Here is a 20238-nt window from a genome sequence, read left to right on the forward strand (position 1 = left end):
GAAACCAAAAAATTGAGCCCAGCCTGACTCGGGCTTGCCTAACTGCCCTCGCGCCATGCCTGCCACAGTCGCGCGTACCGGCCGCCCAGAGCCACCAACTCGTCGTGTGTGCCCTGCTCGACGACGCGGCCCGCGTCCAGCACGGCGATCCGGTCCGCCGCCATCGCCTGGGTCAGCCGGTGTGCCACGAACAGGGTGGTCCGGCCCGCGCACGCGGCCAGGACCGCGCGTTCCAGCTCGGCGGCGCCCTCGCTGCCGGCTTCCGCGGTGGACTCGTCGAGCACCACCACGGGCGAGCGGGCCAGCACCAGCCGGGCCAGGGCGATCTGGGCGACCTTGGTGACGTCCAGGCGCTCACCGCCCTCGCCGACCGTGGTGTTCAGTTCGTCGGGCAGCGCCTGGACCCAGGCGTCGGCGCCGACCGTGCGCAGCGCGTCCGTCAGTTCGGCGTCGGTCGCCCCGGGCGCGGACAGCCGCAGGTCGTCGGCGAGCGGGCCCGAGAACACGTGCGTCTCCTGCGTCAGGATGCTGACCAGGGCCCGCGCCCCGGCCTCGTCCAGGCCTGCCAGGTCGGTCGCGCCGATGTGCACCGATCCGGACTCGGGCGTCCCGATGCCCGCGATCAGCGCGGCCAGGGTCGTCTTGCCCGCACCCGTCGCACCCACCAGCGCGAGCGAACCACCGGCCGGGATCGTCAGATCGACGTCCCTCAGCACCGGTTCCTCTGCGCCGGGGTAACGGAACGTCAGCCCCCGCACCGTCACCGGCAGCGGCTCGGCGTCCGCCGGCGCGACGGCCGGGTCGCCCACCAGCCGGCCCTCCGCGGCCTCCCCCAGCACGCCGACGAGCCGGGTCAGGCTGGCGCCCGACTTCTGCGCCTCGTCGAAGGTGAACATGATGAGGCCCAGCGGGCCGAACAGCCGGTGGAACAGCAGCGGGGCCGCAGACACCTCGCCCAGGGTGGCGGCGTCGGCCTCCAGCAGGGCGTACCCCACCACGATGATCAGGACCAGCCCGATGAACTCGGCGCGGTTCTCCCGGCCGACGAACCGGCCGAAGAACCGGAACACCTCGATACCGAGATCGCGCACCCGCCAGGACTCGCTGGTGACCTTCTCGCGGAAGGCGCCCTCCAGGCGGTACGCCCGGACCGTGTCGATCCCGTTCAGACCGCTGATCAACGCCTGCGCGCGGTCGGCCTGGGCCACCCGCTGCTTGCGGTAGAGCGGGGCGGAGCGGGGGAGGTACCAGCGCAGGGCCAGCGCGTACGCGGGCAGAGCGCCGGCGCCCGCCAGTCCGAGCCGCCAGTCCAGTCCGAACATGCCGAACGTGGCGATGGTGACCAGGACTCCGGCCGAGAACACCGTGGGGATGGCCGTACGGATGCCCTTGGAGATGACGGCCACGTCGTCGCCGACCCGGGAGAGCACGTCTCCCCGGCCGACCTGTTCGATACGGGCGCTCGGCATCCCCAGCACCGCCCGGACGGCCCCTTCCCGCAGCCGTGCGAGCAGGTCGGCGCCCAGTCGGCCGATCAGATAGGTCGACACCGCGGTGGCCGCCGCGCCGAGCAGTGCGGCGGCCCCGATCAACACCCCGATGGTGACCAGGATCGAACGGGACTCACCCTCGACCACGCCGTCGACCACCCGGCCGAGCAGCAGGACCGGGAGCACCTGGAGCGCCGCGCCGGCCACCGTGGTGAGCACGGTGGCCGCCGACAGCCAGGGCACCTCGCGGCAGTGGGCCGCGACCCATCGGGAGGCCTCGCGTCCGGTCGCCGTGTGCAGGGCCGCCGGAGCGGGACGGGTGACGGTCGCGCTCACACCGCGACCCGGGCGGACAGGGGACGGGACAGGGTGACCGGCATCGCTACTCGGCCACCGACTTCACGAGCTCGTCGACGGCGTACGGCATGGACAGCAGCGTGCCCTGGGAGATGGCCGCGCCGACCGCCGGGCCCTCACTGTCCAGCAGGTAGGACACGTTGCCCTTCTTCACTGCGTCCAGGTTGGCGAACAGCTTGAACTTCTTCAGGGCCGCCGTGTCGGCCTTGTCGTTGATCACGAAGATGCGGTCGACGTCGACCAGGTCGACGCGCTCGGGCGAGAGCTTGGTGTAGAAACTGCCGTCCGCGACCTTGTCGATCTCGGTCTGGTACTTGAAGCCGATGCCCGTCACGAGCCGGCCGCGCACGTCGGTGGAGGTGAAGGGCGCCACCGAGTTCTCGTACCAGGACAGTACGACGGCCTTCTGCTTCGCGAGTTCGGGGTGCGCCTTCTTGGCCGCGTCGAGCTTGGTCTGGATGTCCTGCACCATCTTCTCGCCCTCCTCGGCCTTGCCGAGCGCCTTGGCGATGTGCAGGGCGTTGTCCTGCCAGGGGGCGCTGAACGGCTCCTTCTCGGCCTTGGTGCGGGCCACCGTCGGCGCGATCTTGGAGAGCTTGTCGTAGCCGGCCTGGTCGATCTCGGAGTACACCGCGATGATCAGGTCGGGGCGCAGGGCGGCGATCTTCTCGTAGTTGGGGCCGGTGTCACCGTTCTTCATGATGACCTCGGGCTTGGTGTCACCCCACTTGTCCTTCACCCAGGGCCACTGGGTGTTGATGTCGGGACTCTTCCCCGCCGGGTTCGGGTACTGGTCGGTCATGCCGACCGGCTTGATGCCGAACGCCAGGACGCTCTGGTCGTCGGTGTAGCCGACGGTGACGACCCGCTTCGGGGCCTCGGTGACCTTCGTCGTGCCGAACGCGTGCTCCACGGTGACCGGGAAGGCGCCGGCCGCGGCGGTCGAGGTGGTGTCGCTGCCCTTGTCGCCCGAGTCCGATTCGGAACCGCAGCCCGCCAGGAGGCCGACGCCGAGCGTCGCGGCGGAGATCAGTGCCGCGGCCCGCCGCCATGGCGTCCTGCGCGTCGTTCTGTGGAGGAGCATCCGTCAATCCCCTTGCTTTTTCGCACTGTCCAGTACGCCCCCGGGTAAGGGCAGGCAAACCGTACCGCAAGGCGGTAAGGTAAGCCTAGCCTTACTTTCGTAACTTTATGAGGAACTAGTCGAGTTGGACGTGCGTGCGACCGATCGGGACGATGAGCGGCCGGTCGCCCACCGGGTCGTCGATGACCTTGGCGTGCAGTCCGAACGCCTCGTGCAGCAGCTCGGCGGTCAGCACGTCACGGGGATGCCCCTGCGCCAGGATCGACCCGGCCCGCATCACGACGAGGTTGTCGCTGTAGCGCGCGGCCAGATTGAGATCGTGCAGCACCATCACCACGGTGCATCCCGACTCGTGCAGATCGTCGACCAGATCGAGCACGTCCATCGCGTGCGCCAGGTCGAGATAGGTGGTCGGCTCGTCCAGCAGCAGCAGATCGGTGCCCTGGGCCAGGGTCATCGAGATCCAGACGCGCTGCCGCTGTCCGCCGGACAACGCGTCGACCGGGCGGTCGGCCAGGTCGGACACGCCGGTCATGGCCAGCGCGCGTTCGACCACGTCGGCGTCGTCGGAGGACCACTGCCGCAGCCAGCTCTGGTGCGGATGGCGGCCCCTGGCGACCAGGTCGGCCACCGTCAGTCCCTCGGGCGCGACCGGCGCCTGCGGCAGCAGCCCGAGTTTCCTCGCCACGTCCCTGGTCCTGAGCCGGGCGATGTCGTCGCCGTCCAGCACGACCGTTCCCTTGGACGGTTTGAGCAGCCGGGACAGGGTCCGCAACAGGGTCGATTTACCACAGCCGTTGGGGCCGATGATGGTGGTGATCACCCCGGGGGGTATCGCCACGTCGAGATCGTCGATGACGGTCCGGGCGCCGTACCCGACCGTGACGCCCCTGGCTGCCAGCCGGGAGGCCTGATCGGACTCGGACTCGACCCCGGTGACGGACTGAGTGACCACAAGGCCCCCTTACTTAGGCTCGCCTGACTTTGTACCAGCTATCTGCGGTTCGCCCGTACCAGCAGATAGACGAGGAAGGGGCCGCCGATCGCCGCGGTGACGACACCGACCGGGAGACTGACGGGCAGTGCCGTGCGTGCGACCAGGTCCGAGCCGGTCAGCAGCAGCGCACCGACCAACGCGGAGGCCACCATGGGCGGCGTCGCGCACCGCGCCAGACGCATCGCCACCTGAGGCGCCACCAGCGCCACGAACGGGACCGGGCCCGCCGCGCTCACCGCCACACCGGCCAGCAGCACGGCGCACAGGAGGAGGACCGCCCGCACGGCCGAATAACGGACCCCCAGGCCCGCGGCGACGTCGTCGCCGAGGTGCATCGGCTTGAACTGGAAGGCGGCGCCCGCCACGACGACCAGGAGGGCGAGCGTGCCCCAGAGCGCCACCTGGACCTCGTCCCACGACCGGTCGTCCAGCGAGCCGACCAGCCATGCCTGGGCCTGGGCCACGTCCCTGATGTCGGCCGTCACCAGCAGCCAGGTCGTGAGGGCCTCCATCACGGCACTCACCGAGATGCCGATGAGGATGAGCCGGAGGCCGTCGATGCCGCGCCGCCAGGCGAGGAAGTACACCAGCAGGCCCGTGCCGAGACCGCCCATGAGGGCCGCCGCCGACAGGCCCACGGAGCTGACGATCGCCGCGGCCGTCCCGCCCGACACCGTCACCAGGAACACCGCGACCGCGCTGGCGCCGTTCGTGATCCCCAGGACGTCCGGACTGGCCAGCGGATTGCGGGCGATGGACTGCGTGAGTGCCCCGGACACCCCGAGCGCGATGCCCACCACGACCCCGGCCAGGGCCCGTGGCATCCGCAGATCCATGATCACGAACTCGTCGACCTGTTCCCCCCGGCCGACGATCGTGGCGATCACCTGGGGCAGCCCGATGGGGAAGTCACCGACGCCGATGGACAGGCAGAACACCAGGAACGTCGCCGCCGCGAGCAGCACCGAGACGCACACGATCCACGGCCGCCACACGAACGACACCTGGCCGAGCCGCACGCCCGGCGTCACCGACGGCTTCACGTCTGTCCTGTTCATGCGTTCTTGAACTTTCCTCGCCACACCAGAGCCGCGAAGAACGGGGCGCCCAGCAGGGCGACGACGACGCCCGCGTCCAGCTCGCTCGGCCGCACCACCAGGCGGCCCACGATGTCGCAGACCAGGAGCACGATGGCGCCGAGCAGTCCCGCGTACGGCACCAGCCAGCGGTAGTCGGGGCCGGTCAGGTACCGGGCCACGTGGGCCACCATGAGCCCGAGGAACGCGATGGGTCCGCACGCGGCCGTCGCGGCGCCCGCCAGCAGGGTGATGGCGGTGATGCCGATGGTCCGGCTCAGTGCGATGTTCACCCCGAGGCCGCGCGCCACGTCGTCACCCAGGTTGAGCAGGTTGAGGGCCGGCAGCGTGATCAGGGCCAGCACCAGTCCGGCCGCGATGAACGCGGTCACCGGCCAGATGACACCGAATCCGACGCCGGCCACGGAGCCCGCGTTCCAGAACCGCAGCGCGTTCAGCGACTTCTGGTCCGACAGCGCGATCGCCGTGGTCATCGCCGCGAGGAACACCGTGACTCCCTGCCCGGCCAGGGCGAGCGTCAGCGGGTTCCCGGCACCGCGGCCGATGCTCGCAAGCCCGAAGACCACGACCCCGGCGATCGCCGCCCCGAGGAAGGCGAACCAGATGTACTGGAACGGGTCGGAGAGCCCGAACACGGCGATCACCGTCACCACGGTGAACGAGGCGCCGGAGTTCACGCCCAGCAGGCCGGTGTCGGCGATCGGGTTGCGCGTGTACCCCTGGATGAGCGCCCCGCCGACCCCCAGGGCGACGCCCGCCACGATCGCGAGCACCGTCCGGGGCACCCGCACGGTCTCCACGATGAGCCTGATCTCGGTGAGCCGCTGGTCGGACTCCGGTGCCGCGAACAGCCCGTGCCACACCTCGCCGGGGCTCAACGCGCGCGCCCCGACGGCCAACGACACGGCCCCCGCTGCAACGAGGACCAGCACCAGCGCACCAAGTCCCACAACTCGCCGCCGCCGGGCTTGAGTTGTGACCTTGGACGTGGGGCGCTCCACTGTGATCGTGCCCATGTCGACGTACGTTATCCCTTTGATCAGTGCCGCCGCGCGTGCCGGGTGGGCCCACCTGGCGCGGCGCGGCGATGTGACGGCGGAGCCGGTGAGTGGATCAGCGGGCCGCGCTGCCGGTTCCGTCGGCGACCGTCCGGGCCTCGTCGGAAGCGGACTTGCGGCCGCGGTCGAGGAGCGAGTCGAGGATCTCGCCGACCCTGATGGCGGTGTTGGACAGCAGGGACGAGGTGATGCCGTGCGTGTGCTCGGTGCCGCCCTGGAGGTAGATGCCGCAGTGCAGGTCGGGCTCCGTCGCGATGCGGTAGTCGCGCTCGACGCGGACGCGGCCCTCGTCGTCACGCAGACAGCGGTCGGCCACCTCGCCGAGCAGACCGACGGGGTCGGCGGGGCTGTAGCCGGTGGCGAAGACCACGACGTCGGCGTCCAGGAGAGTCTCCTCGCCGCTGACGAGGGACGTGACGGCGGCCCTGACCTTGTCCGGCGTCTCCGTGACACCGGTGAGCCGGGAGACGTTGAGGAAGCGCAGGCGCTCGGTGCCGAGGACCTTCTCCTGGTACATCTGCCGGTACAGGTCGTCGATCAGGTCGATGTCCACCACGGAGTAGTTGGTGTTGCCGTGGTAGTCCATCAGCCGGTGTTTGACGTCCTTCGGCGCCGCGAAGAACTCGTCGACGGCTTCGGGGTCGAAGATGCGGTTGGCGAAGGCGCTGTCGTCGGCGGGGCTGTAGCCGTAGCGGGAGAAGACCGCGCAGACCTCGGCCTCGGGGAAGCGCCGGTGCAGGTAGGCGACGTTCTCGGCGGCGCTCTGCCCGGCGCCGACGACGACGAACCGGGAGGGTGAGGTGCCCTCCAACGCGTCGACCCTGCCCAGCAGTTCGGAGTTGTGCCAGACGCGGTCGCTGCGCTCCACACCCTCCGGCATGAGGGGGCGCAGTCCGGTGCCGAGGACGAGGTTGCGGGCCCGGTGGACCTCGAGGCCCTCCCCCGACCGGACCGTCACGTCCAGGTACTCCACAACGCCGTCGCGCACGACGGGCATGACGCCGACGACCTCGTGGCCGTAGGAGACCATGTCGTCGACCTGGCCCGCGGCCCACTCGAAGTAGTCGTGGAACTCCACCCGCAGCGGGAAGAGGTTCTTGTGGTTGATGAAGTCGATCAGCCGTCCCTTGCTCTTGAGGTAGCACAGGAAGCTGTACTCGCTGGCCGGGTTCCGGAGCGTCACCAGGTCCTTGAGGAAGGACACCTGCATGGTCGCGTCGTCGATGAGCATGCCTCGGTGCCAGCCGAAGCGCGGCTGCTGCTCGAAGAAGTGAGCGGAGACCGCCTCTCCCCCAGCGGCGCTTGCGTTGTGCTCGCTGAGCGCGATCGCCATGGCCACGTTGGACGGCCCGAAGCCGATCCCTATGAGGTCGTGGATCAAAGGGGCGTCGCCAGGACGAGCCTGTGCCATGTCACTCCCATCGTGCGGTGCGGCGGCCCTTCTGGGCAGGCAGCCGTCGGTCGAGCATCGGGAAGTACGGAAGTCGGGCACGCCGAAGAGGCACGGCCCAAAACTTAGGTAAGGCTAAGCTCATCCTTTGGAGCTGTCCATAGACAAAACGGACACGCGGAAGTGGTCGATCGTCAACCCGCGCGCAAACTGGCCCCGTTGACCACTTAGGTAAGCCTTGCTTTACTGACCATGGCCATTCCCTGCTTCGAGGAGGAACCCCATGCGGGTCGTCATGTTCGGTTACCAGACCTGGGGCCACCGCACCCTCCAAGCCCTCCTGGACTCCGAGCACGACGTGGTCCTGGTCGTGACGCACCCCAAGAGCGAGCACGCGTACGAGAAGATCTGGAGCGACTCGGTCGCCGACCTCGCCGAGGAGAACGGCGTACCGGTCGTGATCCGCAACCGGCCTGACGACGACGAGCTGTTCGAGCGCCTCAAGGAGGCCGACCCGGACATCATCGTGGCCAACAACTGGCGTACGTGGATTCCGCCGCGCATCTTCGACCTGCCGCGCCACGGCACGCTGAACGTGCACGACTCGCTGCTGCCGAAGTACGCCGGCTTCTCGCCGCTGATCTGGGCACTGATCAACGGCGAGCCCGAAGTGGGCGTCACCGCGCACATGATGAACGACGAGCTCGACGCCGGCGACATCGTGCGACAGGAGGCGGTGGCGGTCGGGCCGACGGACACGGCGACCGACCTGTTCCACAAGACGGTCGACCTCATCGCCCCGGTCACCATCGGCGCGCTCGGCCTCATCGCCTCCGGGCAGACGGAGTTCACCAAGCAGGACCGCTCCCGGGCGAGCTTCTTCCACAAGCGGTCCATCGAGGACAGCCGCATCGACTGGACCTGGCCGGCCGAGGACCTGGAGCGGTTGGTCCGCGCCCAGTCCGAGCCGTATCCCAGCGCCTTCACCTTCCACAAGGGCAGGCGACTCGAGGTCCTGGCCGCCGTCGTCTCCGAGGGGCGGTACGGCGGCACGCCCGGCCGCATCTTCTACCGCGAGGGCGAGGGCGTGGTGATCGTCGCCGGGGCCGACGCGCGCACCGGCCGCAACCGCGGCCTGGCCATCACGCGCGTCCGGACCGAGGACGGCCGGGAGCTGCCCGCGGCCGAGTACTTCACCGCGATGGGCGGCTACTTGACCAACCAGCCCTGACGCGACTGTGAAACTTCTGTGCAACGCGTGGGGCTTTAATTTTCAAGATTCCTCTTGCCGGCGCCGGCTGCGACAGTGAGTCCCAATGGGGGCAGTACATGACGTCGAGTCGAAGCACCGGGACGACAGTTGGCCTACCACGACACCTACCACCGGACCGCCGGCACGCTCCTGAGCCCCGTCCTCGGCTGGGTCCTGGCGCTCACCGGCGCCGTGGTGCTCCCCTTGACCGCCGCCACGGCCACCGGCCCGGACTCTCAGCAGTGGCGTGACCAGAGTCCGGGCCTGTACACGGTGAAGATCGCGCAGGACACGGCACAGAAGCCGGGGGCCTCGACACCGGAGGGCCGAGGCGGCTCCGCCGCGACGGTCTCCGTCCCGGCCCCCGCGCCCTCCCCCTTGCCGGCCCCGGCCGCTCCGCAGGACAACGGCCCGCCGTAGACAAGGGATCACGCCCGCCAGGCGTACCGCCGTTCGGGCCGGCCGGCGACGCCGTAGCGCAGGGACACCTCCGCGCTGCCGGTGCCGTGGAAGTACTCCAGGTAGCGGCGGGCGCTCACACGGGACACGCCGGTCAGCGCGGCGCACTCGGTGGCGGACAGGGTGCCGTCCGCCTCGCGCAGGGCCCGCTGGACGAGTTCGGCGGTCTCCACGCTCATGCCCTTGGGCAGCGCGGGGGCCGGTGCGGGGACGCCGGCTCCGGCCAGGACCCGGTCGATGTCGGCCTGGCCCCGCACCACCGCCGTGAGCAGCCGGCCCCGCTGGGCGGCGTAACGCTCCAGGCGGGGGCGCAGGTCCTCGAAGTCGAAGGGCTTCAGCAGGTAGTCGACGACCCCCTGCCGGACGGCGCCGCGGACCGTGTCGGCCTCCTGAGCGGCGCTGATGACCATGACGTCGCAGTCGTGGCCGGCGGTGCGCAGCCGGGGGATGACGTCGAGGCCGAAGAGGTCGGGGAGATACAGGTCGAGCAGGACGAGGTCGGGGCGCAGTTCGTCCACGGCCTCGATCGCCTGTCCGCCGGTGTGGGCCACGCCGACGACCCGGAACGGCTCGACGCGCTCGACGAACGCGCGGTGGACCCGGGCCACCATGAAGTCGTCGTCGACCACGAGGACGTCGATCGTGCCCGCCTTGTCGCGCGTTCCGGTGCTGTCGTCCGTTCCCGTCATGTCGCGCGTTCCGGTCATGGGGCCGCTCCTTCCGCCACCGCTTCGGGGAGGTGGCTGACGGTCATGCGTGCGGTGAACACGGCCCCGTCGGGGGTGTTGGCCACCGAGATCTCTCCCCCGTGCCGTTCGCAGACCAGCTTGGTCAGGGCCAGTCCGATGCCGCGCTCGCCCTCCCGCGCGGCCTTGGTGGTGAAGCCGTGGGAGAACACCTCGCGGGCCAGTTCGGGCGCCACGCCCGGCCCCGAGTCGCGGACCACGATCTCCACGCTGGAGGCGTCCTGCCGCAGCGCCACCTCGACCCACCGTTCCCCTGCGTGCGCGGCGGCGTCGACGGCGTTGTCCACGAGATTGCCCACCACGGTCGCCACGTCGGCGGCGTCCTCCGGGGCCAGCCGCTCCAGCGCGGTGTCGTCCGAGATGCGCAGGCTGACCTTCCGTTCGGCCGCGAGGGACGCCTTCGCCATCAGCAGGGCGGCCACCGCCGTGTCCCTCACGCGGCGGCTGAGGGTGACGTCAAGGGACTGGCGGCGCTGGTTCAACGCGCGGATGTAGCACACGACTTCGTCCTGCTCGCCGATCTGGATCAGCCCGGAGATGGTGTGCAGCTGGTTGGCGAACTCGTGCGCCTGCGCCCGCAGCAGCTCCGAGGAACTGCGGAAGGAGCCGATCTCCCGCTCCAGCCGGGCCAGTTCGGTGCGGTCGCGCAGGGTGGTGACGGAGCCGAGGAGCCGGCCGTCCTTGGTGACGGTCATCCGGTTCATCACCAGGACCCGGCCGTGGCGGACGACGACCTCGTCCCGCTTGCCGGCGGCGGTGCCGGCCAGCACGTCGCGCAGCCTTCCGTCGATGCCCAGGCCGTCCAGGCTCTGGCCGACACAGTCCTCGGGCAGGGCGAGCAGGCGGCGGCCCATGTCGTTGACGAGGGTGAGCCGGTGCTGCGGGTCCAGGGCGATGACGCCCTCGGCGATCCCGTACAGCATCGCCTCCCGGTGCTCGGCGAGTCCCGCGATCTCCCCCGGCTCCAGCCCGAGGGTCTGGCGCTTCACGCGCCGCGCGAGCAGCCAGGAACCGGCCACGCCGAGCCCGCTGGCGATGCCCAGGTAGGCGAGCAGATACGAGGAGGCGCCGCTGAGCCGCTGCCACACCGTCGGATCGGCCTCACCGATCATCACCGTGCCGAGGATCCGGCCGAGGTTCTCCTCCGTCGCCCCGAGGACGGGGACCTGGGCGGCCAGTTCGCGGTTGCCGTCCACCGTCAGCTGCCCCGACCAGCCCCGCGCCTGGTCGGCGCCCGGCTCGGCGGGCAGCCGCTCCCCGACCACCGTGGGGTTCGTGGAGCTGACGATCCGGCCGGAGGCGTCGGCCACCGTCACGGAGGTCACCCCGGACTGCGCCTGCGTGGCGTGCACCAGCGGGGCGAGCGTCTCCCCCGGCGCGGGACGCACCAGCTGGCTGCGCACGAGGGGGTTGGCGGCCAGCTGTTCGGCCAGCGCGCTCACCCGGCGTCCCTCGACCCGGTTGAAGGTGGCCTGCGACTGGGCGAGCGAGACAGCGGCGACCGCCAGCAGCACCACCACGACGATGGCGAGCTGGAGCACCAGCATCTCGCCCGCGAGCGAATGGCGACGAAAGGTGGCGACCACAATGAACTCAATCTTCAATGCCGACACAGGGTGGGGCGGCTCATGTGCCGAGTCGCACAATCATGACGCCGGCCAGGGAAAACCGGAAGTGAGGTGTCATGAGACGTCCCGCACGCGCCGTGCTCGGTGCCTGCGCCGCCCTGGTCCTGCTGGCGGCCGGGGCGTGCGGTGGGTGGCCGGGCGACGGGCCGGCGCGGGACCTGCGGCTCATGGTGCCCAACACCCCTGGCGGCGGCTACGACACCACGGCCCGTACCGCGGCCCGGGTCATGGAGGAGACCGGGATCGCCTCGGACGTGCAGGTGTTCAATCTGCCCGGCGCCGGCGGCACGGTGGGCCTGAAGCGTCTCGCCGACGAGAAGGGCAACGGTGATCTCGCCCTCCAGATGGGCCTCGGAGTCGTGGGCGCCGCCCATGCCGCCGGGTCGAAGGTGACCGTCACCGAGACCACCCCGATCGCACGACTCGTCGAGGAGTCCGGCGCGATCGTCGTCCGGAAGGACTCGCCGTACCGGACGATCGGCGAGCTGGTGGACGCCTGGCGCAGGGACCCCGGGGGCATCAGGGTGGGCGGCGGCTCCTCCGTCGGCGGCCCCGACCACCTCCTGCCGATGCGGCTGGCGCAGACGGTCGGCATCGACCCTCGGAAGGTCGCGTACGTGCCGTACGACGGTGGGGGCGGCGATCTGCTGCCCGCGCTGCTGGACGGCAGGATCTCCATCGCCACCAGCGGGTTCGGCGAGTTCCTCGACCAGATCCGCGCCGGCCGGCTGCGGGTCCTGGCCGTCACCGGCGAGCGGCCGGTCGGTGTCCTGCCGGGTGTCCCGACCCTGAAGTCATCGGGGATCGACCTGGTCTTCGACAACTGGCGGGGCATCGTGGCCCCGCCCGGCATCAGCGACACCGACCGGCGGCGCTGGGTCGAGGCGCTGACCGAGCTGCACGACTCCCGCCAGTGGCGGGCCGAGCTCCGCCGGCACGGCTGGAGAGACGTGTTCGCCACCGGCCGCGCCTTCGAGTCCTATCTGGCCCGGCAGGACGAGCAGGTCGCCGGTCTCGTCCGCCGGCTCGGACAGCGGTGACGTCAGGAGGCGCTCGTGCTCGGGCCGATGCCCCGCAACTCCCTGACCGTGCCGCCCAGTTTCGCGCGGAGGGGCTCCAGCATCTCCGGCTTGGCGCTGACCACCCAGCGCATGCCGACGAGGTACTTGCCCCCGTACACGCTGGCGGACTCCAGCCAGGTCTCCTTGAGCTTCTCCTCGGGGAAGGTGGTGATGAGGTAGTCACCCTTCTTCGTGTGGCACACGCCCTCGCGCAGTTCGTCCGCCTCGGTGCGGATCTTCACCTTGCAGCCGGTCAGGCCGGCGATCACCTCCACCTTCGCCGGCGCGACGACCCCGGCGGCGGGAGCGGCGGACCGGCTCGGCGTCGACGTCCTGCCGGCGGCGGCCGGCGTGGCGTCGTCACCGCCGCCGCAGGCGGTGACGAGGGGCAGTGCGACCAGCGCGCCGGCGAGCGCGGCGGCGCGCGGCCCAAGGGCTCGGGACAGGGGCCGGCGGTTGGATCGTGCGTGTGGTTGCTGCTGGGACACGTCGCCTCTCCGGATGCGGACCGTCCTGCCCTCGCGGGCAGGCAGGAGTACTCGTCAGGGGTACGGACGCGCGCCCGGAGCCGTTCACCCAGGTCGGGCGGGCTACGCGGCCGCCCCTTCCACGACCGTGCTCTCCGTCCCGCCGAACTGGGTCCGGTACAGCTCCGCGTACCGCTCCCCCGCCGCCAGGAGTTCCTCGTGCGTGCCGCGTTCCACGATCCGGCCGGCCTCGACGACCAGGATCTGGTCGGCTGTCCGGACCGTGGAGAGCCGGTGGGCGATCACGACCGCCGTCCTGCCTTCGAGGGCTTCGGCGAGTGCCTCCTGGACGGCGGCTTCGGAGGTGTTGTCGAGGTGGGCGGTGGCCTCGTCGAGGATGACGACGCGCTGACGGGCCAGCAGCAGCCGGGCGATGGTCATGCGCTGGCGTTCCCCGCCGGAGAGCCGGTAGCCGCGTTCGCCGACCACCGTGTCCAGACCGTCGGGCAACGACCGTACGAGGTCGTCGAGACGGGCCCGGCGCAGGGCGTCCCACAGGTCGCTGTCCGTGGCCGCGGGGCGGGCCAGGAGGAGGTTGGCGCGGACGGTGTCGTGGAAGAGGTGCCCGTCCTGGGTCACCATGCCGAGGGTCTCCCGCAGGGACCGTGCGCTCAGGTCGCGGACGTCGACGCCGCCGACGCGTACGGCGCCCTCGTCGACGTCGTACAGGCGCGGCAGCAGCCCCGCGACGGTCGACTTGCCCGCTCCGGAGGAGCCGACGAGTGCCACGGTCTGCCCCGGTTCGGCGCGGAAGGAGATGTCGTGCAGGACCTCGTCACCGCCCCGCTTGTCGAGCGTGGCGACCTCCTCCAGGGACGCCAGGGAGACCTTGTCGGCGGACGGGTAGCCGAAGCGGACGTGGTCGAACTCGACGGCCACGGGCCCGTCGGGCACCCGGCGCGCGTCCGGCTTCTCCTCGATGAGCGGCTTCAGGTCGAGCACCTCGAAGACCCGCTCGAAGCTGACGAGGGCGCTCATCACCTCGACCCGCGCCCCGGCGAGCGCGGTCAGCGGCGCGTACAGCCGGGTGAGGAGCAGCGCCAGCGACACGACCGCGCCGGGCTCCAGGGTGCCGCGCAGGGCGAGGGTGCCGCCGAGGCCGTAGACGAGGGCCAGGGCGAGGGCGGAGACCAGGGTGAGGGCGGTGATGAACGCGGCCTGGGCGGTCGCCGTCCGGACGCCGATGTCCGCGACCCGGCGGGCGCGTTCGGCGAACTCCGCCGACTCCTCCTCGGGGCGGCCGAAGAGCTTGACGAGGGTGGCGCCGGGTGCGGAGAAGCGCTCGGTCATGCGGGTGCCCATGGCCGCGTTGAGCGTCGCGGCCTCCCGTTGCATACGGGCCATCCGGCTGCCCATGCGCCGGGCCGGGATCACGAACACCGGCAGCAGCACCAGCGCGAGCAGGGTGATCTGCCAGGACAGCGTGAGCATCACGGCGAGCGTGAGCAGCAGCGTGACGAGGTTGCTGACCACTCCGGACAGGGTGTTGCTGAACGCGCGCTGGGCGCCGATGACGTCGTTGTTGAGTCGGGATACGAGGGCGCCCGTACGAGTGCGTGTGAAGAACGCCACCGGCATGCGCTGTACATGGTCGAAGACGGCGGTCCGCAGGTCGAGGATGAGGTGCTCGCCGAGCGTCGCCGACAGTCTCCGGCCGAGGATGCCGAGCGCCGCCTCCGCCACCGCGATCAGCGCGATGAGCAGGGACAGGCGTACGACGGTGCCCTCGGTGCCGTCCGAGACGATCGCGTCGACGACACTCCCGGCCAGGACGGGGGTCGCCACGGCGAGCAGGGCGGTTGCCACGCCCAACAGGACGAACAGGGCGATGCGGCGCCGGTGCGGGCGGGCGAACCCGCCGATGCGGCGCAGGGTGGCGAGGGCGAGGGGGCGGCGCTCCTCCTGGGCGTTCATGACGCTGTGCAGTTGTGTCCACGCTGTGGTCTCCATACTCATGGGAGAGAACGTAGAACCTCAAGCAATCTTGAGGTCAAGGCGCTCGCACATCGCCCCGACATCCCGCACAATCGGCCCGAACCCCCTTTTCCCCGCTCGCCGTCTCCCCGTCCCCCGCAAAGGCCCCGATGACGCTCTCCTCCCAGCCGCTCCCCGTACGTAAGACGCCGTCCGCCCGTCCGCAACCCGCCGTTGGCGGGGCATGGGAAGCCTCTGCGGACGTGACAGCGGTACAACTCCCCGAACTCCGCCCCGGACGACTCCCCCGTCGCGTCCCGGTCCGCCGCCTGCGTCAGATCCTGTGTCTGCTCCCGCTCCTGCTGGTCACCGTGGTCGCGGTGCAACACCGTTCGGTACTCGCCGAGGGCTTCGCGCACCTGGGCAACGCCGAGTGGCCGTGGCTGCTGGCCGCGGCCGGCACGACCTGTCTGACCTGGGTGGCCGCCGCCTGCACCCGGCAGGGCGCTGTCGTCGAGCGGCTGCCCCGACGGCGGCTGCTGGCCACGCAGTTCGCGGCCGGCGCGGCCAACCACCTGCTGCCGACCGGGCTGGGCGCGAGCGCGGTCAACCTGCGGTTCATGACGGTGTGCGGGCTGCCGCTCGCCCGTTCCTCCGCGGCTCTCGCGCTGTATCTGCTGGCGGAGAGCGTCGGCCGGGTGGCCCTGCTGGGTGCCCTGCTCGTCGCGTTCCCCGACGCGCTGCGGCTCGGCACGCTGGTTCCGGAGACGGCGTTCGGTCCGCTGCTGGCCGGTGCCGGTGTGGTGCTCGTCATCGCGGTGGCCGTACTGGCCCTGGTCCGCCGGGTCCGTTCGGCCGTGCTGTCCTTCCTGCGGACGGCGCTCGGCGAGGCCCGCTCGGTGCACACCCGCCCGGCCCGGGCCCTGGCCCTGTGGGGCGGGGCCTTCACCTTTCCCGCGTTGCAGGCGGCCGTACTGGTGCTGGTGGGCCGGGCGATGGGCCTGGACGTGCCGCTCGCGCACATGGCGGTGGCCTACCTCGCGGCGACCGTCGCCGTCGCGCTGGTCCCGACTCCGGGCGGCATCGGCTCGGTGGAGGCGGCGCTGGTCGTGGCGCTGGTGGCGGCGGGCGGCCCGGCCGCGGTGGCCACGGCCGTGGTCCTGGCCTTCCGCGTCATCACGGTCTGGCTGCCGCTGCTGCCGGGCGCGCTGACGCTGGGGGCGCTGGTACGGCTGAAGGTCATCTGACCGCGCGGCAGGCGCCCGGAGTGCCCTGGCGGTGCCGCCCCGGGCTTGGCCCGTTCCCCCGTACGAAACCCCGTGCGGAATGCGGCAGGATGAACGGTCGTGCCGACCGCAGGTCAGGGTGGCCGGGCACGACGGAACATCCGCAGGACGAACAGGTGACGACGTGACGAAACTTCACATCCGGCGGCCGGCAACGGCGTTCGCCGCAGTTCTTCTTCCCGGAGGTGACAGGTGAACCGGGCCCTCACCGCGGACGACCTGGTCTTCGCCGGCATCGCCCTGGCGTCGGGCCTGCTGGCGGCCTTCGCGCTGCGCATGTTGCTGCGCTGGCTGGGCGGGCACGCCGACCGCACCCGCTGGAGCGGGGACGACGTCATCGTGCACGCGCTGCGGGCCGTGCTGCCGTGGGCCGCGGTGGTGGGCGGCGTGGCGGGCGCGGCGGCGGCGCTGCCGCTGACCCGGACGGTGCAGCACACCACCAACCAGGTGCTGACGGTGCTGCTGATCTTCGTGGCGACGGTGTCGGCGGCGCGCGTGGTGACCGGCCTGGTGCGCACGGTCACCCAGTCCCGCTCCGGGGTCGCCGGCTCGGCCACGATCTTCGTCAACATCACCCGGATCCTGGTCCTGGCGATCGGCTTCCTGGTGGTGCTCCAGACGCTGGGCATCTCCATAGCCCCGCTGCTCACCGCCCTGGGTGTCGGCGGTCTGGCGGTCGCGCTGGCGCTCCAGGACACCCTCGCCAACCTCTTCGCGGGCATCCACATCCTCGCGTCCAAGACCGTCCAGCCCGGTGACTACATCCGTCTCAGCAGCGGTGAGGAGGGCTACGTCGAGGACATCAACTGGCGGCAGACGACCATCCGCAATCTGTCCAACAACCTCGTCGTGATCCCCAACGGCCAGCTCGCCCAGGCGAACATGACCAACTTCATGCGGCCGGAGGAGCAGTTGACCATCCTGGTCCAGGTCGGGGTGGCCTACGACAGCGACCTGGAGCACGTGGAGCGGGTGACCAACGAGGTCATCGCCGAGACGATGACCGAGGTCGAGGGCGCCGTGGCGGACCACGAGCCGATCATCCGGTTCCACACCTTCGGCGACTCCCGGATCGGTTTCACGGTGATCCTGGGCGTCGGCGAGTTCAGCGACCAGTACCGGATCAAGCACGAGTTCATCAAGCGGCTGCACAAGCGGTACCGCGCGGAGGGCATCCGCATCCCGGCGCCGGCCCGGACGGTGGCGCTCCAGCAGGGCGGGGTGGTCATCCCGCAGCAGCGCACGGGCGAGATCGAGCCGAACGAAATCTCCTCGGCCCGGTTCGACTGAGGCCCCGCAGGGGCCGCTGCAGTGCTCTTGATCAGGTCGTCGGCCACCGTGACCTGCACCACCCGGGGGCCATGGGCGAGCGGGACGGGTACGCGTACGCGATCCGCTCGCCGGTCACTCGGGAGCCGGCCGGCGCGGCTGAGGCCGGAGAATCCGGTGCCGCCGAGAGCGGCGGCCCTTCCGCCGGAGTCGCCGCCGCGCCGACCAGGGGCCCTCGCACGGTGACCGGTGGCGCGAAACTGGGCGTGGACCCCTGTCGAGACGAGGTCCGTCACGAGATATCTTGATGTCGAGCAATGTTGCAGACGTGGAGCGGAGCACCCGGTGACTGACTCGACCATCATCTATACGCACACTGACGAGGCCCCGGCCCTGGCAACGTATTCCTTCCTGCCGGTGGTCCAGGCGTACGCCTCGCAGGCGGGTGTCGCCGTCGAGACCCGCGACATCTCGCTGGCCGGGCGCATCGTCGCCCTGTTCCCGGAGTACCTCACCGAGGACCAGCGCATCCCGGACGCCCTCGCGGAGCTCGGCCGGCTGGCCAAGACGCCCGCCGCCAACATCATCAAGCTGCCGAACATCTCGGCGTCGATCCCGCAGCTCAAGGCCGCCATCGCCGAGCTCCAGGGCCAGGGCTACGCGCTGCCGGACTACCCGGACGACCCGAAGACCGACGAGGAGCGCGAGATCCGCGCCCGCTACGACAAGGTCAAGGGCTCCGCCGTGAACCCGGTCCTGCGTGAGGGCAACTCGGACCGCCGGGCCCCCGCCTCGGTCAAGAACTACGCCAAGTCCCACCCGCACCGCATGGGCGCCTGGTCCGCCGACTCCAGGACGAGCGTGGCGACCATGGGCCAGAACGACTTCCGCTCCACCGAGAAGTCCGTGGTGATCGCCGAGGACGGCGCGCTGCGCATCGAGCTCGTCGGCGACGACGGCACCACCACCGTGCTGCGCGAGTCCGTACCCGTCCAGAAGGGCGAGGTCGTCGACGCCTCCGTGATGCGGGTCGCCGCGCTGCGCGAGTTCCTGACGGCGCAGGTCGCCGAGGCCAAGGCCCAGGGCGTGCTGTTCTCGGTGCACCTGAAGGCGACGATGATGAAGGTCTCCGACCCGATCGTCTTCGGCCACGTGGTGCGCGCCTTCTTCCCGAAGACGTTCGCGAAGTACGGCGACAAGCTCGCCGCGGCCGGCCTGACCCCGAACGACGGTCTGGGCGGCATCTGGAAGGGCCTGGACGCCCTGCCCGAGGGTGCCGAGATCAAGGCCTCCTTCGACGCCGAGCTCACCGAGGGCCCGGAGCTGGCGATGGTCGACTCCGACAAGGGCATCACCAACCTGCACGTGCCCTCCGACGTCATCATCGACGCCTCCATGCCGGCCATGATCCGCAGCTCCGGCCACATGTGGGGCGCGGACGGGCAGGAGCACGACGCCCTGGCGGTCATCCCGGACTCCTCCTACGCGGGCGTCTACCAGGCCGTGATCGAGGACTGCAAGGCCAACGGCGCCTTCGACCCGTCCACCATGGGCACGGTGCCGAACGTCGGCCTCATGGCCCAGAAGGCCGAGGAGTACGGCAGCCACGACAAGACCTTCGAGATCGCCACCACGGGCACGGTCCGCCTGGTCGACCAGAACGGCACCGCGCTCATCGAGCAGACCGTCTCGGCCGGCGACATCTTCCGCGCCTGCCAGACCAAGGACGCGCCGATCCGGGACTGGGTGAAGCTGGCCGTCACCCGCGCCCGCGCCACCGGCGACCCGGCGGTGTTCTGGCTGGACGAGACCCGCGCGCACGACGCCAACCTGATCGCCAAGGTCAAGGCGTACCTGCCGGAGCACGACACCGAGGGCCTGGACATCCGGATCCTGAACCCGGTCGAGGCCACGAAGCTGTCGGTGGAGCGCATCCGCCGCGGCGAGAACACCATCTCGGTGACCGGCAACGTGCTGCGCGACTACCTGACCGACCTGTTCCCGATCCTGGAGCTGGGCACCAGCGCCAAGATGCTGTCGGTCGTCCCGCTGATGGCGGGCGGCGGCCTGTTCGAGACGGGTGCGGGCGGCTCGGCGCCGAAGCACGTGCAGCAGCTGGTCAAGGAGAACTACCTGCGCTGGGACTCCCTGGGTGAGTTCTTCGCCCTCGTGCCGTCCCTCGAGCAGTACGCGAAGGTGACGGGCAACGCCCGTGCCCAGGTCCTCGCCGACACCCTCGACCGCGCCACGGCGACCTTCCTCAACGAGGACAAGTCGCCGACCCGGCGCGTCGGCGGCATCGACAACCGCGGCAGCCACTTCTACCTGTCCCTGTACTGGGCGCAGGAGCTGGCCCAGCAGAGCGACGACGCGGACCTGGCGAAGGCGTTCGCGCCGATCGCCGAGACGCTCGCCGCCAACGAGCAGAAGATCATCGACGAGCTGGCCGCCGTCCAGGGCAAGCCGGCCGACATCGGCGGCTACTACCAGCCCGACCCGGCGAAGGCCGCCGAGGTCATGCGCCCGTCCGCCACGTGGAACGAGGCGCTGGCGTCCCTGAGCTGACGCCCCGGGCCCCTTCGGTCCATCCGCTCCGCCCCGGCCTGCGCACCGCCCGGCCGGG

General features: G+C 70.9%; 16 protein-coding genes. 6 read left to right on the forward strand and 10 right to left on the reverse strand.

Features of this window, described 5'->3' with window-relative positions; genetic code table 11:
* Positions 1-38: 38 nt before the first annotated feature.
* From MQE23_RS06585 to MQE23_RS06610, 6 genes are all read right to left on the reverse strand, one after another.
* Positions 39-1826 (reverse strand): ABC transporter ATP-binding protein, encoded by a 1788-nt coding sequence (locus MQE23_RS06585; RefSeq protein WP_243378542.1) that lies wholly within the window; start codon positions 1824-1826, stop codon positions 39-41.
* Positions 1827-1872: 46 nt separating this feature from the next.
* Positions 1873-2931, reverse strand: a complete 1059-nt coding sequence (locus tag MQE23_RS06590) for an iron-siderophore ABC transporter substrate-binding protein (RefSeq protein WP_020271589.1) — start codon at positions 2929-2931, stop codon at positions 1873-1875.
* A gap of 115 nt (positions 2932-3046) precedes the next feature.
* A complete protein-coding gene (locus MQE23_RS06595) occupies positions 3047-3886 on the reverse strand; it encodes an ABC transporter ATP-binding protein (protein ID WP_020271590.1) in 840 nt (279 codons plus the stop codon).
* Between the two features lie 38 nt (positions 3887-3924).
* Positions 3925-4986, reverse strand: coding sequence for an iron chelate uptake ABC transporter family permease subunit (locus tag MQE23_RS06600; protein WP_243378543.1), 1062 nt, complete (start codon positions 4984-4986; stop codon positions 3925-3927).
* The gene (locus MQE23_RS06605; RefSeq protein ID WP_051185530.1) at positions 4983-6041 is read right to left on the reverse strand and encodes an iron ABC transporter permease; all 1059 of its coding nucleotides are present in this window, start codon (positions 6039-6041) and stop codon (positions 4983-4985) included. Before MQE23_RS06605 ends, MQE23_RS06600 begins: the two co-directional genes overlap by 4 nt.
* A 97-nt stretch (positions 6042-6138) precedes the next feature.
* Positions 6139-7494 carry a lysine N(6)-hydroxylase/L-ornithine N(5)-oxygenase family protein gene (locus tag MQE23_RS06610; RefSeq protein ID WP_037668185.1) on the reverse strand — a complete coding sequence of 452 codons (1356 nt, stop codon included), beginning with the start codon at positions 7492-7494 and terminating at the stop codon, positions 6139-6141.
* A gap of 262 nt (positions 7495-7756) precedes the next feature.
* Between MQE23_RS06610 and MQE23_RS06615 the strand changes: the two genes are divergently transcribed.
* On the forward strand, positions 7757-8704 hold the full coding sequence (locus MQE23_RS06615) for a methionyl-tRNA formyltransferase (protein ID WP_020271594.1): 948 nt from the start codon (positions 7757-7759) through the stop codon (positions 8702-8704).
* A gap of 129 nt (positions 8705-8833) precedes the next feature.
* Positions 8834-9145 (forward strand): hypothetical protein, encoded by a 312-nt coding sequence (locus MQE23_RS06620; protein WP_020271595.1) that lies wholly within the window; start codon positions 8834-8836, stop codon positions 9143-9145.
* 8 nt (positions 9146-9153) lie between these two features.
* On the opposite strand, the gene MQE23_RS06625 is transcribed toward MQE23_RS06620, so the two are convergent.
* Positions 9154-9891: a response regulator gene (locus tag MQE23_RS06625; RefSeq protein WP_020271596.1), complete on the reverse strand. Its 738-nt coding sequence runs from the start codon at positions 9889-9891 to the stop codon at positions 9154-9156.
* Positions 9888-11516, reverse strand: a complete 1629-nt coding sequence (locus MQE23_RS06630; protein WP_243382524.1) for an ATP-binding protein — start codon at positions 11514-11516, stop codon at positions 9888-9890. Before MQE23_RS06630 ends, MQE23_RS06625 begins: the two co-directional genes overlap by 4 nt.
* 98 nt (positions 11517-11614) lie before the next feature.
* Between MQE23_RS06630 and MQE23_RS06635 the strand changes: the two genes are divergently transcribed.
* Complete coding sequence (locus tag MQE23_RS06635) at positions 11615-12598, forward strand: tripartite tricarboxylate transporter substrate binding protein (protein WP_037668186.1); 984 nt, start codon at positions 11615-11617, stop codon at positions 12596-12598.
* A 2-nt stretch (positions 12599-12600) separates the two neighbouring features.
* Here the strand turns inward: MQE23_RS06635 and MQE23_RS06640 are convergent, their stop codons facing one another.
* Positions 12601-13107: a hypothetical protein gene (locus MQE23_RS06640; protein ID WP_020271599.1), complete on the reverse strand. Its 507-nt coding sequence runs from the start codon at positions 13105-13107 to the stop codon at positions 12601-12603.
* A gap of 102 nt (positions 13108-13209) precedes the next feature.
* On the reverse strand, positions 13210-15096 hold the full coding sequence (locus MQE23_RS06645) for an ABC transporter ATP-binding protein (RefSeq protein WP_020271600.1): 1887 nt from the start codon (positions 15094-15096) through the stop codon (positions 13210-13212).
* 311 nt (positions 15097-15407) lie between these two features.
* Here MQE23_RS06645 and MQE23_RS06650 point away from each other — a divergent pair, with 311 nt between their 5' ends.
* The 3 genes from MQE23_RS06650 (at position 15408) to MQE23_RS06660 (ending at position 20180) form a co-directional block, all read left to right on the forward strand.
* Complete coding sequence (locus MQE23_RS06650; RefSeq protein ID WP_037668191.1) at positions 15408-16307, forward strand: lysylphosphatidylglycerol synthase transmembrane domain-containing protein; 900 nt, start codon at positions 15408-15410, stop codon at positions 16305-16307.
* 231 nt (positions 16308-16538) lie between these two features.
* Positions 16539-17636 (forward strand): mechanosensitive ion channel family protein, encoded by a 1098-nt coding sequence (locus MQE23_RS06655; RefSeq protein ID WP_020271603.1) that lies wholly within the window; start codon positions 16539-16541, stop codon positions 17634-17636.
* Positions 17637-17960: 324 nt separating this feature from the next.
* Positions 17961-20180 (forward strand): NADP-dependent isocitrate dehydrogenase, encoded by a 2220-nt coding sequence (locus MQE23_RS06660; RefSeq protein ID WP_243378544.1) that lies wholly within the window; start codon positions 17961-17963, stop codon positions 20178-20180.
* Positions 20181-20238: the final 58 nt, after the last annotated feature.

It is taken from the genome of Streptomyces sp. HP-A2021, assembly GCF_022807935.1.
Lineage (GTDB): Bacteria > Actinomycetota > Actinomycetes > Streptomycetales > Streptomycetaceae > Streptomyces > Streptomyces afghaniensis.

Coding starts and splice junctions, on each gene's coding strand:
- MQE23_RS06590 (WP_020271589.1), bottom strand. CDS start 2,931: ATGCTCCTCCACAGAACGACGCGCAGGACGCCATGGCGGCGGGCCGCG.
- MQE23_RS06600 (WP_243378543.1), bottom strand. CDS start 4,986: ATGAACAGGACAGACGTGAAGCCGTCGGTGACGCCGGGCGTGCGGCTC.
- MQE23_RS06605 (WP_051185530.1), bottom strand. CDS start 6,041: ATGGGCACGATCACAGTGGAGCGCCCCACGTCCAAGGTCACAACTCAA.
- MQE23_RS06610 (WP_037668185.1), bottom strand. CDS start 7,494: ATGGCACAGGCTCGTCCTGGCGACGCCCCTTTGATCCACGACCTCATA.
- MQE23_RS06615 (WP_020271594.1), top strand. CDS start 7,757: ATGCGGGTCGTCATGTTCGGTTACCAGACCTGGGGCCACCGCACCCTC.
- MQE23_RS06625 (WP_020271596.1), bottom strand. CDS start 9,891: ATGACCGGAACGCGCGACATGACGGGAACGGACGACAGCACCGGAACG.
- MQE23_RS06635 (WP_037668186.1), top strand. CDS start 11,615: ATGAGACGTCCCGCACGCGCCGTGCTCGGTGCCTGCGCCGCCCTGGTC.
- MQE23_RS06645 (WP_020271600.1), bottom strand. CDS start 15,096: ATGGAGACCACAGCGTGGACACAACTGCACAGCGTCATGAACGCCCAG.